Raw genomic sequence first — 14,668 nt, 5'->3', positions numbered from 1 at the left:
AATATCAGCCTTAAGTATTAGGGAAATGACTTATCGGTTACCCGCTTATGCTTATTAGAATCTGAATCATCACTGTATGAAACCAGCGTTAAATGCTTTTCTGGATTGTAGTGGGATGCTATCGACTATAACGCCAGGTTAAATCCCTTGTAGATAGAGTGTTATTAGTGATTAGTGTTACCGAATGTTTGTAAAAACCAGTCACTTACCCCGGTAAAGAAACCGTTTTAAGCGTTGGCGCTATGACCAGAGGGGAATATGATACAATCCGCAGCGTGATATAACACTTTGATCGGGGTTACGGCGTCAATGGCACAACTTTATTTTTACTATTCGGCAATGAATGCCGGTAAATCGACCGCTTTGCTACAGTCTTCCTACAATTACCAGGAACGTGGGATGCGGACGCTGGTATATACAGCGGAAATTGATGACCGTTTTGGCGCGGGCAAAGTCAGTTCGAGAATAGGGCTGTCGTCTCCGGCAAAGCTCTTTAATCAGCAATCCGCACTGTTTACCGAGATTAGCGAACAACACGCGCGTGAGCGGATCAACTGCGTATTAGTCGATGAATGCCAGTTTCTGACGCGCCAGCAGGTCTATGAGCTCTCCGAAGTGGTAGACACACTGGATATCCCTGTACTGTGCTATGGCCTGCGTACGGACTTCCGTGGCGAGCTGTTCACCGGTAGCCAGTATCTGCTCGCCTGGTCAGATAAGCTGGTTGAACTGAAAACTATCTGTTTCTGTGGCCGGAAGGCCAGCATGGTATTACGCCTCGATCAGGCAGGGCGCCCATTTAATGAGGGCGAGCAGGTGGTGATAGGCGGGAATGAACGTTATGTTTCTGTTTGCCGCAAACATTATAAAGAAGCGCTCGCAGAAGGCTCTCTGACTCGTATTCAGGACGGATCAGTGTAATAAAAAATGCCCCGTCACATGACGGGGCATTTATGACTTACCGATTGCGTTTAATTAAGCGGTTTTTTTCGCTTTCTTATCTGCTTTAACCGGAGCCGCTTCTTTCTTCTCTGCTACCGCTTCACCTTCAGTGTAAGCACGTCCGTAGTAGGTATCCAGCAGGATCTGTTTCAGCTCGGAGATCAGCGGGTAGCGCGGGTTTGCGCCAGTACACTGGTCATCGAACGCATCTTCAGACAGCTTGTCAACGTGCGCCAGGAAGTCAGCTTCCTGAACACCCGCTTCGCGGATTGACTTCGGAATACCCAGTTCAGCTTTCATGCTTTCCAGCCATGCCAGCAGTTTCTCGATTTTCGCAGCAGTACGGTCGCCCGGTGCGCTCAGACCCAGGTGGTCGGCGATTTCAGCGTAACGACGGCGAGCCTGCGGACGGTCATACTGGCTGAATGCGGTCTGCTTGGTCGGGTTATCATTCGCGTTGTAACGGATAACGTTGCTGATCAGCAGGGCGTTGGCCAGACCGTGCGGAATATGGAACTGTGAGCCCAGTTTGTGCGCCATGGAGTGACATACACCGAGGAAGGCGTTCGCAAACGCGATACCGGCGATAGTCGCTGCACTGTGAACGCGTTCACGGGCAACCGGGTTTTTGGAACCTTCGTTATAGGACGCTGGCAGGTTCTCTTTCAGCAGTTTCAGTGCCTGCAGAGCCTGACCATCAGAGAACTCGGAGGCCAGCACGGAAACGTAAGCTTCCAGCGCGTGGGTCACCGCATCCAGACCACCGAAGGCACACAGTGATTTCGGCATATCCATCACGAGGTTGGCGTCAACAATCGCCATATCCGGTGTCAGCGCATAGTCAGCCAGCGGATATTTCTGACCGGTAGAGTCGTCAGTAACTACTGCAAACGGCGTCACTTCAGAACCGGTACCGGAGGTGGTGGTGACGGCGATCATTTTCGCTTTCACGCCCATTTTCGGGAACTTGTAGATACGTTTACGGATATCCATAAAGCGCAGCGCCAGTTCTTCGAAGTGAGTTTCCGGATGTTCGTACATAACCCACATGATTTTCGCGGCGTCCATCGGGGAACCACCACCCAGCGCGATGATCACGTCTGGTTTGAAGGAGTTCGCCAGTTCTGCACCTTTACGCACGATGGTCAGCGTCGGGTCAGCTTCAACTTCGAAGAACACTTCGGTTTCAACGCCAGCCGCTTTCAGAACAGAGGTGATCTGGTCAGCGTAACCGTTATTGAACAGGAAGCGGTCAGTCACGATCAGCGCGCGTTTGTGACCATCAGTAATCACTTCATCCAGTGCGATCGGCAGTGAGCCACGACGGAAGTAGATAGATTTCGGAAGTTTGTGCCACAACATGTTTTCAGCTCGCTTAGCAACGGTTTTCTTGTTGATCAGGTGTTTCGGACCAACGTTTTCAGAGATGGAGTTACCACCCCAGGAACCACAACCCAGAGTCAGGGAAGGTGCGAGTTTGAAGTTGTACAGGTCGCCGATACCACCCTGAGAAGCCGGGGTGTTGATCAGGATACGCGCGGTTTTCATCATCTGACCGAAGTAGTTCACGCGTTCTGGCTGGTTGTCCTGGTCAGTGTACAGACAGGAGGTATGACCGATACCGCCCATTGCTACCAGTTTCTCAGCTTTATCAACCGCGTCTTCGAAGTCTTTCGCACGATACATCGCCAGTGTCGGAGACAGTTTTTCGTGAGCGAACGGCTCGCTTTCGTCGACAACTTTTACTTCACCAATCAGGATCTTGGTGGTAGCCGGTACGGTGAAGCCTGCCAGTTCAGCGATTTTGTACGCTGGCTGACCTACGATAGCCGCGTTCAGCGCGCCATTTTTCAGAATGATGTCCTGAACAGCTTTCAGCTCTTTGCCCTGCAGCAGATAGCCGCCGTGGCTGGCGAAGCGTTCGCGAACCGCATCATAAACAGAGTCAACCACCACAACGGACTGCTCAGAAGCACAGATAACACCGTTATCGAAGGTTTTAGACATCAGAACGGAAGCCACAGCACGTTTGATATCAGCGGTTTCGTCGATAACCACAGGCGTGTTGCCCGCGCCTACGCCGATTGCTGGTTTACCGGAGCTGTAAGCGGCCTTAACCATGCCCGGACCACCGGTCGCGAGGATCAGGTTGATGTCCGGGTGATGCATCAGCGCGTTAGAGAGTTCAACTGAAGGTTGATCAATCCAGCCGATCAGATCTTTTGGTGCACCAGCCGCGATAGCAGCCTGCAGAACAATGTCAGCCGCTTTGTTGGTGGCATCTTTAGCACGCGGGTGCGGAGAGAAGATGATGGCGTTACGGGTCTTCAGGCTGATCAGTGATTTGAAGATAGCCGTAGAGGTCGGGTTAGTGGTCGGAACGATACCGCAGATGATGCCGATAGGCTCAGCAATGGTGATAGTCCCGAAGGTGTCGTCTTCAGACAGCACGCCACAGGTTTTTTCATCTTTGTATGCGTTATAGATGTATTCAGAAGCGAAGTGGTTTTTAATCACTTTATCTTCGATGATACCCATGCCGGATTCGGCAACGGCCATCTTAGCGAGAGGGATTCGAGCATCTGCAGCGGCCAGAGCGGCAGCGCGGAAGATTTTGTCTACTTGTTCTTGAGTGAAACTGGCATATTCACGCTGGGCTTTTTTGACACGCTCAACGAGCGCGTTAAGTTCAGCGACATTAGTAACAGCCATAATGCTCTCCTGATAATGTTAAACTTTTTTAGTAAATCAGCTGCACGCTAAATCAGTATAGACAGCACGTTTGCTGCTTGCGTAAGAGCCAATAAAACAACTGATTACTTACGATCCCGATTCACAGATTTACTAAAAGAGCCTCACCTCAGGCACCACTAACGAATGACGCTGTACTCCCTGGTGGCGTAAGCAAGATTACTCACTTCTGAGTACAAATTACGTGATCTGGATCAAGATAAACCCAAGCTGACACCTTTCAGCACCCCATTTCACGGCATTTGTAGCAATTGTGACGGAATCGTTTTCAATGGCAGGATGACATTAACATAATCCAAATGAATATATAACACTCTGTAATGAAGCCATTTTTTAAGAAGAATTGAGGTGAACTATACTCATAAAAAGCGTATCTTCAGCGCGGATAACAGGCTGTGTCCCGCTCTACAGGCGAGAGGCTCAGCATCGCGATTGTGATCGTTAACGGGTCACAGCCTTGCTTTATATTACGTCAACGACCTATTTTGATGAGCCTGCGGAGCTAAGCGTGATTCAAACCTTGTTTGATTTTCCCACGTACACCAAATTTTTCATCGGGCTATTTGCTCTGGTTAACCCGGTCGGGATTATTCCTGTCTTTATTAGTATGACCAGCTACCAGTCGGCGCCGGTCAGAAACAAAACGAACCTTACCGCCACGCTGTCCGTTGCTATCATTCTCTGGACGTCACTGTTTTTAGGCGACGGCATTCTGCAGTTATTTGGTATTTCCATCGATTCATTCCGCATCGCCGGCGGCATCCTTGTCGTCACCATTGCGATGTCGATGATTAGCGGCAAACTGGGTGAAGATAAACAGAACAAGCAGGAAAAATCAGAAACGGCGATCCGTGAGAATGTCGGCGTTGTGCCACTGGCGTTGCCGCTCATGGCGGGGCCGGGGGCCATCAGTTCTACCATCGTCTGGGGAACTCGCTATCATAGTCTGGCGCACCTGATCGGGTTTTCCATCGCCATCGCGCTTTTTGCTTTCTGCTGTTGGGGCGTTTTCCGTCTCGCACCCTGGCTGGTACGTTTGCTGGGGCAAACCGGTATTAACGTCGTCACCCGTATTATGGGCCTGCTGCTGATGGCGCTGGGTATCGAGTTTATCGTTACCGGGATCAAAGCGATTTTCCCGGGCCTTCTGAATTAAGCCTGCAGACTGCGAAACGGGGCGATGTGCTCCGTTTCCGCTTCAATATTCGCAAATCATATCAATTTATTTGAAAAACGCATTTAGCATAATCTTTCCTGATGATTGTTTAAAACACGATATATCAAAAGGTTAGGGCGATATTCTGTGTTGCGATACCCGCAAAAAACCCCGCGATAATGTTATTTCTTTCACATGATACTCTTGGGCTTGCTGTCGGATAATTGAAATGATATTAGTAATTTCAGTTAACGGGCAGTTGAATGTGCTAAATAATAATCAATTGTTAAGTTTTTGTGCAAAAAACACTCAGGCACGGTTTCACCTGAAAGTCATCTTTCCGGATTTAATCTAACTGGCTGATAACGCAGTCATTAGCAGGTTTTATGAAAAAGCCTGGCCGGGTTGTGACAGGGCGACTTATTCAGTAAAAGAGAATTGGTTAACAAATTTGCAAATTGTATTGGCGGCGCAGTAAGCCATTTGCTACTTTCCGGCCTGATGTACGGATTAATTTGTACGTAGATGAGAACAGTTTTCATATAACCGCTCATTACGAATAAATAGACCAGACGCGTCCCGACAGGGGGGGCGTATAACGAATCGACGTAAGGTTGCCGTCCGAGCGACCGTAATGAAAAAGTCGGTGATAGCAAGCAGTAGAAAACGACCTGGCAGTTGCAAAAGCTCCTGCGCTGTACAGGAACCCGAACGGGAACATACAAGCTGGTAAACCAGCCATTATAAAGAGAGGAGTCACAACACAATGTCCATCATTACAAAAAAAAGTCTAATTGCAGCAGGTGTCTTCACTGCACTAATCGCTGGCAATGCGGCCATGGCTGCCGATGTACCAGCGGGTGTTCAGTTGGCGGAAAAGCAAACGCTGGTGCGTAATAACGGTACTGAAGTACAGTCGCTCGATGCGCACAAAATTGAAGGTGTACCGGAATCGAACATCAACCGCGATCTGTTCGAAGGCTTAGTGGAAACCGGCGTTGATGGCCAGCCAGTGCCTGGCGTGGCAGAATCGTGGGATAACAAAGATTTTAAAGTCTGGACATTCCATCTGCGTAAAGACGCAAAATGGTCAGACGGTTCGCCGGTAACGGCGCAGGATTTCGTCTACAGCTGGCAGCGCCTGGCTGATCCGAAAACCGCTTCTCCTTATGAAAGTTATTTGCAGTATGGTCATATCGCTAATATTGATGACATTATTGCCGGGAAAAAGCCGGCGACCGATCTCGGCGTGAAAGCTGTTGATGACCATACGCTGGAAGTGACCTTATCTGAACCTGTTCCTTATTTCTATAAACTGCTTGTTCACTCCTCCATGACGCCAGTTCCTAAAGCCGCTATTGAAAAATATGGTGAGAAGTGGACCCAGCCGGCGAATATTGTTTCTAACGGCGCGTATAAACTGAAAGAGTGGGTGGTCAACGAACGTATTGTTCTGGAGCGTAACCCTAATTACTGGGATAACGCCAAGACGGTGATTAACCAGGTCACCTACCTGCCAATTTCCTCTGAAGTGACCGACGTTAACCGCTATCGTAGCGGCGAAATCGACATGACCTATAACAACATGCCGATCGAGTTATTCCAGAAGCTGAAAAAAGAGATCCCGAATGAAGTGCATGTTGATCCCTATCTCTGCACTTATTATTACGAAATTAACAACCAGAAAGCCCCGTTCACGGATGTGCGTGTCCGTACCGCACTGAAACTGGGTCTGGATCGCGACATTATCGTCAATAAAGTGAAAAACCAGGGCGACCTGCCTGCTTACGGTTTCACCCCGCCATATACCGATGGCGCAAAACTGACCGAGCCGGAATGGTTTAAGTGGTCACAGGAAAAACGTAACGCAGAAGCGAAAAAACTGCTGGCTGAAGCAGGCTATACGGCGGACAAACCGCTGACCTTCAATCTGCTCTATAACACCTCTGATCTGCACAAAAAACTGGCTATTGCCGTGGCGTCCATCTGGAAGAAAAATCTGGGCGTTAACGTGAAGCTGGAAAACCAGGAGTGGAAAACCTTCCTCGACACCCGTCATCAGGGCAACTTTGATGTGGCGCGTGCGGCCTGGTGTGCGGATTATAACGAACCGACATCCTTCCTGAACATGCTGCTGTCGAACAGCTCCAACAATACCGCGCACTATAAGAGCGAAGCCTTTGATACTATCCTGGCGGATGCGCTGAAAGTGACGGATGAAGCGCAGCGTACCGCGCTGTACGACAAAGCAGAAATGCAGCTGGATAAAGATTCTGCAATTGCCCCGGTTTATTACTACGTTAACGCCCGCCTCGTGAAACCATGGGTTGGTGGTTATACCGGTAAAGATCCGATGGATAATATCCACGTCAAGAACTTGTATATTATCAAGCATTAATGGCAATGCGTGGAGCGAGGGATTTTTCCTCGCTCCACTGTGTCTTATTTGAGAGCAGTGCAAAGGCACACGCCAGAAGGTACGGGCAATGTTAAAATTTATATTTCGTCGTTGTCTGGAAGCGATTCCGACACTCTTTGTTCTTATTACTATTTCCTTCTTCATGATGCGCCTCGCACCGGGAAGTCCATTCACTGGTGAACGTACGTTGCCGCCAGAAGTCATGGCCAACATTGAGGCGAAATACCATCTTAACGATCCAATCTCCACGCAATATTTCAGCTACCTGAAGCAGCTGGCGCATGGCGATTTCGGACCGTCATTTAAATATAAGGATTACTCGGTCAATGATCTGGTGGCGGCCAGTTTCCCGGTTTCTGCGAAGCTGGGGGCAGCGGCTTTTTTGTTCGCTGTGATCGTTGGCGTTAGTGCGGGGGTGATTGCCGCCCTCAGGCAAAACACCGCGTGGGATTACACCGTCATGGGGTTTGCGATGACCGGGGTGGTTATCCCGAGCTTTGTTGTCGCGCCGCTGCTGGTGATGGTTTTTGCTATTACGCTGCACTGGTTGCCCGGCGGCGGCTGGAACGGCGGGGCGCTGAAATTTATGATCCTGCCGATGGTGGCGTTGTCGCTCGCGTATATCGCCAGTATCGCGCGTATTACCCGCGGCTCGATGATTGAAGTGCTGCACTCTAATTTTATTCGTACCGCGCGCGCCAAAGGACTACCGATGCGGCGGATTATCTTCCGCCATGCGCTGAAACCTGCGTTGCTGCCGGTACTTTCCTATATGGGGCCGGCTTTCGTCGGTATTATCACCGGTTCAATGGTCATCGAAACTATTTATGGTTTGCCGGGCATCGGCCAGCTGTTCGTTAACGGTGCGCTTAACCGTGACTACTCGCTGGTGCTGAGCCTTACGATTCTGGTCGGCGCGCTGACGATCCTGTTCAACGCGGTAGTTGACGTGCTGTATGCCGTCATCGATCCGAAAATCCGTTACTGACACTGGAGTACGCCATGATGTTAAGTAAGAAAAACAGCGAGGCGCTGGAACACTTCAGTGAAAAACTGGACGTTGAAGGACGCAGCTTGTGGCAGGACGCCCGTCGACGCTTTGTGCATAACCGTGCCGCCGTCGCGAGCCTGGTGGTGCTGATCCTGATTGCGCTTTTTGTGACCCTGGCGCCAATGCTGTCTCAGTTTACCTATTTCGATACTGACTGGGGCATGATGTCTAACGCGCCGGATACCGAATCCGGGCACTATTTCGGCACGGACTCCTCCGGGCGCGATCTGCTGGTGCGTGTGGCGATTGGCGGGCGCATTTCGCTGATGGTGGGTATTGCCGCAGCGCTGGTGGCGGTGATTGTCGGCACCCTGTACGGGTCTCTGTCTGGCTATCTCGGCGGTAAAATCGACTCCTTCATGATGCGTGTGCTGGAAATCCTCAACTCCTTCCCGTTCATGTTCTTCGTAATCCTGCTGGTCACCTTCTTTGGGCAAAACATCCTGCTGATCTTCGTTGCCATCGGGATGGTCTCCTGGCTGGATATGGCGCGTATCGTTCGCGGCCAGACGCTGAGTCTGAAGCGCAAAGAGTTCATCGAAGCGGCGCAGGTCGGCGGGGTCTCGACCGGCAGCATCGTGGTGCGTCATATCGTACCGAACGTGCTGGGCGTGGTGGTGGTGTATGCATCGCTGCTGGTTCCCAGCATGATTTTGTTTGAATCGTTCCTGAGCTTCCTTGGTCTGGGTACGCAGGAGCCGCTCAGCAGTTGGGGGGCATTACTGAGTGATGGCGCCAACTCCATGGAAGTTTCTCCGTGGCTGCTGCTGTTCCCGGCAGGTTTCCTGGTGGTTACCCTGTTTTGTTTTAACTTTATCGGCGATGGCCTGCGTGATGCCCTCGATCCGAAAGACCGCTAAGGAGCCCCGCCATGAGTACGATTGACATGGTAAAAACCCCGCAACAGCAACAGTCATCGCTGCTGCTGGACGTGAAAGATTTACGTGTGACGTTTAAAACGCCGGATGGCGACGTCACGGCGGTCAATGATCTTAATTTCAGCCTGAAAGCGGGCGAGACGCTGGGCATCGTGGGTGAGTCCGGTTCCGGTAAATCCCAGACCGCCTTTGCGCTGATGGGCTTGCTGGCACAGAACGGCACCATCGGCGGCTCCGCAACGTTCAATGGACGGCAAATCCTGAATCTGCCCGAGCGCGAGCTGAACAAACTACGCGCAGAGCAGATCTCGATGATTTTCCAGGATCCGATGACCTCCCTGAACCCGTATATGCGTGTCGGCGAGCAGCTAATGGAAGTGCTGATGCTGCATAAAAACATGGGTAAAGCGGAAGCGTTCGAAGAGTCGGTCAAAATGCTGGATGCGGTCAAAATGCCGGAAGCGCGCAAGCGCATGCGCATGTTCCCGCACGAGTTTTCCGGTGGTATGCGCCAGCGCGTGATGATTGCGATGGCGTTGATGTGCCGTCCGAAACTGCTGATTGCTGATGAGCCAACCACCGCGCTCGACGTTACCGTGCAGGCGCAAATCATGACTCTGCTCAATGAACTCAAGCGCGAGTTCAATACCGCCATCATTATGATCACCCACGATCTCGGCGTCGTTGCCGGTATCTGTGACAAAGTGCTGGTGATGTATGCCGGACGCACCATGGAATATGGTCAGGCGCGCGACGTGTTTTACCATCCTGCGCATCCGTATTCTATTGGACTGCTGAATGCTGTGCCGCGTCTGGATGCGGAAGGCGAATCACTGCTGACGATTCCGGGTAACCCGCCAAACCTGCTGCGTCTGCCGAAAGGTTGTCCGTTCCAGCCGCGCTGCCCGCACGCGATGGAAATCTGCCATAGTGCTCCGCCGCTGGAGGAGTTTGCGCCAGGGCGTTTACGCGCCTGCTTTAAACCGGTGGGGGATCTGTTATGAACGCCGTAACTGAAAATCGTAAAGTGCTGCTCGAAATTGCTGATCTGAAAGTGCATTTCGATATCAAAGACGGCAAACAGTGGTTCTGGCAGCCGGCGAAAACGCTGAAAGCCGTGGATGGCGTCACCCTGCGTCTGTACGAAGGGGAAACGCTGGGCGTGGTGGGCGAGTCGGGCTGCGGTAAGTCTACCTTTGCGCGCGCGATCATTGGTCTGGTGAAAGCGACAGACGGAAAGGTGGCGTGGCTGGGGAAAGATCTGCTGGGCATGAAACCGGATGAGTGGCGTGCCGTACGCAGTGACATCCAGATGATTTTCCAGGATCCGCTGGCCTCACTGAACCCGCGCATGACCATCGGCGAAATTATCGCGGAGCCGCTGCGCACCTATCATCCTAAAATGCCGCGTCAGGAAGTCCGTGATCGCGTCAAAACGATGATGATGAAAGTGGGTTTGCTGCCGAATCTGATTAACCGCTATCCGCATGAATTCTCAGGCGGACAATGTCAGCGTATCGGCATCGCCCGCGCGCTGATCCTTGAGCCAAAACTGATTATTTGTGACGAGCCGGTTTCCGCGCTGGATGTGTCGATTCAGGCGCAGGTGGTTAACCTGCTGCAACAGCTGCAGCGTGAGATGGGACTGTCGCTGATTTTCATCGCCCACGACCTGGCGGTGGTGAAGCATATCTCTGATCGCGTGCTGGTGATGTATCTGGGCCATGCCGTTGAGCTTGGCACTTACGATGAGGTGTATCACAACCCGCTGCATCCCTACACCCGGGCACTGATGTCAGCGGTGCCGATCCCTGATCCCGACCTGGAAAAAGCGAAAGAGATCCAGTTGCTGGAAGGGGAACTTCCGTCGCCGATTAACCCGCCTTCCGGGTGCGTATTCCGCACGCGCTGCCCGATTGCCGGGCCGGAGTGTGCTAAAACGCGACCGGTACTCGAAGGGAGTTTCCGCCACGCGGTCTCCTGTCTGAAGGTAGACCCGTTATAATAAAAAGGCCGACATAATGTCGGCCTTTTTATTACTCACGCCACAGGATGTGGCAGAATTTATGGTCTTTTTCGCGACAGAGCAGCACACGGGCGAAAATATCATTGAGCTCGCCGCCATCGGTATCTGCGAGGCCAATCACCACTTCGGCGAAGAAGTCTGGATCGAGGTCGAAATCGACATGCTCCAGCCAGTCTTCTGAAGGGTCGAATAACTCTGCGCCGCCACGTTCCTCAAACTGTAAATTAAACAGAATGATATCTGCGGGATCGAGGTTATCGACCGCCAGTTCGAGAAAAATATCGTAAGCCTGCTCGAGCGTTTCGTCTTCGGTCAGGCGATTGTTTAAATCCATATCCATGATGGCACCCTGTTAAACATCTAATGGGCACGTTTTACAGCAACGGGCTGAAGAAGTAAAACAGTCGCTCGGCCATTCGCTGCCAGAGGGGGCGTTTTACCCATTCACGGGCGTCGAGCAGGCGCGAACGTGAGATGTAGTCATCCTGCACAGCCGCCAGATCGCCGCCAAAGCCAACGTCATCGATCGCCAGCGTAATTTCAAAGTTCAGCCACAGGCTGCGCATGTCGAGGTTTACAGTGCCGACCAGACTTAACTCGCCATCGACCAGCACGCTCTTGGTATGCAGCAGGCCGCCCTCAAACTGATAGATTTTGACGCCGGCAGCCAGCAATTCAGTGAAAAAAGCCCGACTCGCCCAGCCCACCAGCATCGAATCGTTTTTCAGCGGCAGAATAATACTCACATCCACCCCGCGCTGAGCGGCGGTGCAGATGGCATGCAACAGGTCGTCGCTCGGCACGAAGTAGGGCGTGGTCATTATCAGATATTCGCGGGCGGAATACGCCGCCGTCAGTAATGCCTGGTGGATCAGATCTTCCGGGAAGCCCGGGCCCGAGGCAATGGTATGGATGGTGTGCCCGCTGGCAGCTTCAAACGGCATAATATTGGCGTCCGGCGGCGGTGGGAGAATGCGCTTACCGGTTTCAATTTCCCAGTCGCAGGAGAAGATAATGCCCATTGCCGTAGCGACCGGGCCTTCCATGCGTGCCATCAGATCTATCCACTGGCCCACTCCGGCATCCTGCTTAAAGAAGCGCGGATCAACCATATTCATACTGCCGGTGTAGGCAATATAGTTGTCGATCAGCACCATTTTGCGGTGCTGTCGCAGATCCATACGCCGCAGGAAAACACGCATCAAATTGACTTTCAGCGCCTCGACAACTTCTATACCAGCGTTTCGCATCATCGTCGCCCACGGGCTGCGGAAAAATGCCACGCTGCCTGCGGAATCCAGCATCAGACGGCAGTGAACGCCGCGTCGCGCGGCGGCCATCAACGACTCCGCTACCTGATCGGCCATTCCACCAGGCTGCCAGATATAAAAGACAATCTCGATATTATGACGGGCAAGCTGAATATCGCGGATCAGCGCCTGCATGACATCATCCGTTTCGGTCATCAGTTGCAACTGATTACCTTTCACCCCGGCGATGCCCTGGCGGCGCTCACACAGCTTAAACAGCGACGAGGCTACCGGACTGTTTTCTTCGGCAAAGATATGTTTAAAAGCTTTAAGATCATGCAACCATTTTGCCGTGGAGGGCCACATGGCTCTGGCGCGCTCGGCCCGGCGTTTCCCTAAATGCAGCTCTCCGACCGACAAATAGGCGATGATCCCAACGAGGGGAAGAATATAGATAATCAGCAGCCATGCCATCGCAGAAGGCACCGCGCGTCGCTTCATTAAAATACGTAACGTCACACCGGCAATGAGCAACCAGTAACCCAGAACCACCAGCCAACTCACCACGGTGTAGAAGGTTGTCATATCGAAAAAAATCCTTTTGTATGCCAGATGTTAAGAGTTTACGCATAAGCACTGATCTGGCAAATAAAATGCGCAGTAAAACCGCTGGTCAGTCGGGGGTGAGCGGATATAATAAAGGCTCTTTCATTCTGAGAGCTGTAGAAATGAAGCATAGCAGAACGGAAGTGGGGCGCTGGCGCATGCAGAGGCAGGCAAGTCGCCGTAAAACCCGCTGGCTGGAAGCTCAGTCGCGTCGCAATATGCGCATCCACTCCATCAGAAAATGTCTTGTCAAACGGCAACACCAGGCACTGGTCTTCGCCTTCTACGACATCTGAGCACAAAAAGGGCACCGCTTGCGGTGCCCATCGTTTTTTTGCGTTGTGTTAAAAGGTTTTTTTGTACGGCTTAACCGCAACGTTGCCATACACACCGGCAGCGACGTACGGATCATCGTTCGCCCATGCCTGCGCTGTTTCCAGCGATTCAAATTCAGCAATAATAATGGAGCCGGTAAAACCCGCAGCGCCAGGATCGTTGCTGTCTACCGCAGGGAGTGGACCCGCGGTCAGCAGACGACCATCATCCTGCAGCAATTGCAGGCGGGCGAGGTGAGCAGGGCGAACCGACAAGCGTTTTTCGAGTGAGTCAGCGACATCTTCGGCGTAAATCACGTAAAGCACGGGCAGAACTCCTTCCTGATGAAATTTGCGTTTTACGTTAAGTGAAAGTGTCATTAACTGCAATGTAAAGATGTGTGGCCTGTGCGACAGTTTGCTCGACACGCGGGATTTTTGGGCAACAACGGACAAAAATTGATTCAGAATAAGATGTCTTATTGAATATGATTGCTATTTGCATTTAAAATCGGGGCTTCATTTGGCAACTGACACGATTATGACTTCAATGACCCTTGATATGCCTCGCCGCTTTCCGTGGCCGACACTGCTCTCGGTGGCTATCCACGGCGCAGTGGTGGCGGGATTGCTCTATACCTCGGTACATCATCAGGTTATTGAACTGCCGGCGCCGGGTCAGCCGATTACGGTTACCATGGTGACGCCTGCCGATCTGGAGCCGCCGCAGGCGGTTCAGCCACCACCGCAACCGGTCGTGGAGCCAGAACCGGAGCCTGTTCCCGAGCCGCCAAAAGAGGCGCCGGTGGTGATCCACAAACCGGAACCGAAACCTAAGCCAAAGCCGAAACCCAAACCGGAGAAAAAGGTTGAGCAACCGAAACGGGAAGTGAAACCCGCGGAGCCACGTCCGGCGTCACCGTTTGAAAACGACACGCCAGCGCGTCCGGTCACCCGTACGACGCCTGCCGCCACCAGCAAACCGACGGTGAGCGCGCCCAGTGGCCCCCGTGCGCTGAGCCGCAACCAGCCCGGTTACCCGACGCGTGCGCAGGCGCTGCGTATTGAAGGGAAAGTACGCGTCCGGTTTGATGTCACAGCTGATGGTCGCGTGGACAACGTCGAAATCCTTTCTGCGCAGCCGAGCAATATGTTTGAACGTGAAGTCAAAAGCGCCATGCGGAAATGGCGCTATGAGAGTGGCAAGCCAGGTACCGGGCTTATCATGAACATCGAATTTCGCCTCAAAGGCGTTTCAATGAACTAACCGGTGGG

Annotated in this window: 13 protein-coding genes; 9 read left to right on the top strand and 4 right to left on the bottom strand. The window is 52.2% G+C overall.

From position 1 onward, the window contains the following. The first annotated feature begins 309 nt into the window (after window positions 1–309). Window positions 310–921, top strand: a complete 612-nt coding sequence (gene tdk / locus QMG90_RS12240; protein ID WP_283279895.1) for a thymidine kinase — start codon at window positions 310–312, stop codon at window positions 919–921. Window positions 922–975: 54 nt separating this feature from the next. Here the strand turns inward: tdk and adhE are convergent, their stop codons facing one another. After that, window positions 976–3,654 (bottom strand): bifunctional acetaldehyde-CoA/alcohol dehydrogenase, encoded by a 2,679-nt coding sequence (adhE, locus tag QMG90_RS12235; protein ID WP_283279894.1) that lies wholly within the window; start codon window positions 3,652–3,654, stop codon window positions 976–978. Window positions 3,655–4,201: 547 nt separating this feature from the next. Between adhE and QMG90_RS12230 the strand changes: the two genes are divergently transcribed. The 6 genes from QMG90_RS12230 to oppF all read left to right on the top strand — a co-directional run bounded on the left by QMG90_RS12230 (window position 4,202) and on the right by oppF (window position 11,202). Then, complete coding sequence (locus QMG90_RS12230) at window positions 4,202–4,849, top strand: YchE family NAAT transporter (protein ID WP_283279892.1); 648 nt, start codon at window positions 4,202–4,204, stop codon at window positions 4,847–4,849. A gap of 766 nt (window positions 4,850–5,615) precedes the next feature. Continuing rightward, entirely contained in the window at window positions 5,616–7,247 is a 1,632-nt protein-coding gene (oppA, locus tag QMG90_RS12225; RefSeq protein ID WP_283279890.1) for an oligopeptide ABC transporter substrate-binding protein OppA, read from the top strand. 88 nt (window positions 7,248–7,335) lie between these two features. After that, window positions 7,336–8,256: an oligopeptide ABC transporter permease OppB gene (gene oppB, locus QMG90_RS12220; RefSeq protein ID WP_283279888.1), complete on the top strand. Its 921-nt coding sequence runs from the start codon at window positions 7,336–7,338 to the stop codon at window positions 8,254–8,256. Between the two features lie 14 nt (window positions 8,257–8,270). Beyond that, window positions 8,271–9,179 (top strand): oligopeptide ABC transporter permease OppC, encoded by a 909-nt coding sequence (gene oppC, locus QMG90_RS12215; RefSeq protein WP_283279887.1) that lies wholly within the window; start codon window positions 8,271–8,273, stop codon window positions 9,177–9,179. Between the two features lie 11 nt (window positions 9,180–9,190). Continuing rightward, window positions 9,191–10,201, top strand: coding sequence for an ABC transporter ATP-binding protein (gene oppD, locus QMG90_RS12210; RefSeq protein ID WP_283279885.1), 1,011 nt, complete (start codon window positions 9,191–9,193; stop codon window positions 10,199–10,201). Then, a complete protein-coding gene (gene oppF, locus QMG90_RS12205) occupies window positions 10,198–11,202 on the top strand; it encodes a murein tripeptide/oligopeptide ABC transporter ATP-binding protein OppF (RefSeq protein ID WP_283279883.1) in 1,005 nt (334 codons plus the stop codon). Before oppD ends, oppF begins: the two co-directional genes overlap by 4 nt. Window positions 11,203–11,233: 31 nt before the next feature. Here oppF and QMG90_RS12200 read toward each other — a convergent pair whose 3' ends face one another. Beyond that, window positions 11,234–11,563 carry an HI1450 family dsDNA-mimic protein gene (locus QMG90_RS12200; RefSeq protein WP_283279881.1) on the bottom strand — a complete coding sequence of 110 codons (330 nt, stop codon included), beginning with the start codon at window positions 11,561–11,563 and terminating at the stop codon, window positions 11,234–11,236. 34 nt (window positions 11,564–11,597) lie between these two features. After that, window positions 11,598–13,058 (bottom strand): cardiolipin synthase, encoded by a 1,461-nt coding sequence (gene cls, locus QMG90_RS12195; RefSeq protein ID WP_283279880.1) that lies wholly within the window; start codon window positions 13,056–13,058, stop codon window positions 11,598–11,600. A 143-nt stretch (window positions 13,059–13,201) separates the two neighbouring features. Here cls and QMG90_RS12190 point away from each other — a divergent pair, with 143 nt between their 5' ends. Further along, on the top strand, window positions 13,202–13,375 hold the full coding sequence (locus tag QMG90_RS12190; protein ID WP_283279879.1) for a YciY family protein: 174 nt from the start codon (window positions 13,202–13,204) through the stop codon (window positions 13,373–13,375). 48 nt (window positions 13,376–13,423) lie between these two features. Here the strand turns inward: QMG90_RS12190 and QMG90_RS12185 are convergent, their stop codons facing one another. Further along, window positions 13,424–13,720 (bottom strand): YciI family protein, encoded by a 297-nt coding sequence (locus tag QMG90_RS12185; RefSeq protein ID WP_049850074.1) that lies wholly within the window; start codon window positions 13,718–13,720, stop codon window positions 13,424–13,426. Between the two features lie 223 nt (window positions 13,721–13,943). Between QMG90_RS12185 and tonB the strand changes: the two genes are divergently transcribed. Beyond that, on the top strand, window positions 13,944–14,660 hold the full coding sequence (tonB, locus tag QMG90_RS12180; RefSeq protein ID WP_283283951.1) for a TonB system transport protein TonB: 717 nt from the start codon (window positions 13,944–13,946) through the stop codon (window positions 14,658–14,660). Window positions 14,661–14,668: the final 8 nt, after the last annotated feature.

Source organism: Trabulsiella odontotermitis, assembly GCF_030053895.1.
Classification (GTDB): Bacteria; Pseudomonadota; Gammaproteobacteria; order Enterobacterales; family Enterobacteriaceae; genus Trabulsiella; species Trabulsiella odontotermitis_C.
Note: the sequence above shows the minus strand (reverse complement) of the source record. Positions and strands in the feature narration are given on the sequence as shown.

Bases quoted from the DNA above. Each gene is read 5' to 3' on its own strand.
- QMG90_RS12190 (WP_283279879.1), top strand. From the start codon at position 13,202: ATGAAGCATAGCAGAACGGAAGTGGGGCGCTGGCGCATGCAGAGGCAG.
- oppA (WP_283279890.1), top strand. From the start codon at position 5,616: ATGTCCATCATTACAAAAAAAAGTCTAATTGCAGCAGGTGTCTTCACT.
- oppD (WP_283279885.1), top strand. From the start codon at position 9,191: ATGAGTACGATTGACATGGTAAAAACCCCGCAACAGCAACAGTCATCG.
- tdk (WP_283279895.1), top strand. From the start codon at position 310: ATGGCACAACTTTATTTTTACTATTCGGCAATGAATGCCGGTAAATCG.
- QMG90_RS12200 (WP_283279881.1), bottom strand. From the start codon at position 11,563: ATGGATATGGATTTAAACAATCGCCTGACCGAAGACGAAACGCTCGAG.
- cls (WP_283279880.1), bottom strand. From the start codon at position 13,058: ATGACAACCTTCTACACCGTGGTGAGTTGGCTGGTGGTTCTGGGTTAC.
- adhE (WP_283279894.1), bottom strand. From the start codon at position 3,654: ATGGCTGTTACTAATGTCGCTGAACTTAACGCGCTCGTTGAGCGTGTC.
- oppF (WP_283279883.1), top strand. From the start codon at position 10,198: ATGAACGCCGTAACTGAAAATCGTAAAGTGCTGCTCGAAATTGCTGAT.
- oppC (WP_283279887.1), top strand. From the start codon at position 8,271: ATGATGTTAAGTAAGAAAAACAGCGAGGCGCTGGAACACTTCAGTGAA.
- tonB (WP_283283951.1), top strand. From the start codon at position 13,944: ATGACCCTTGATATGCCTCGCCGCTTTCCGTGGCCGACACTGCTCTCG.
- oppB (WP_283279888.1), top strand. From the start codon at position 7,336: ATGTTAAAATTTATATTTCGTCGTTGTCTGGAAGCGATTCCGACACTC.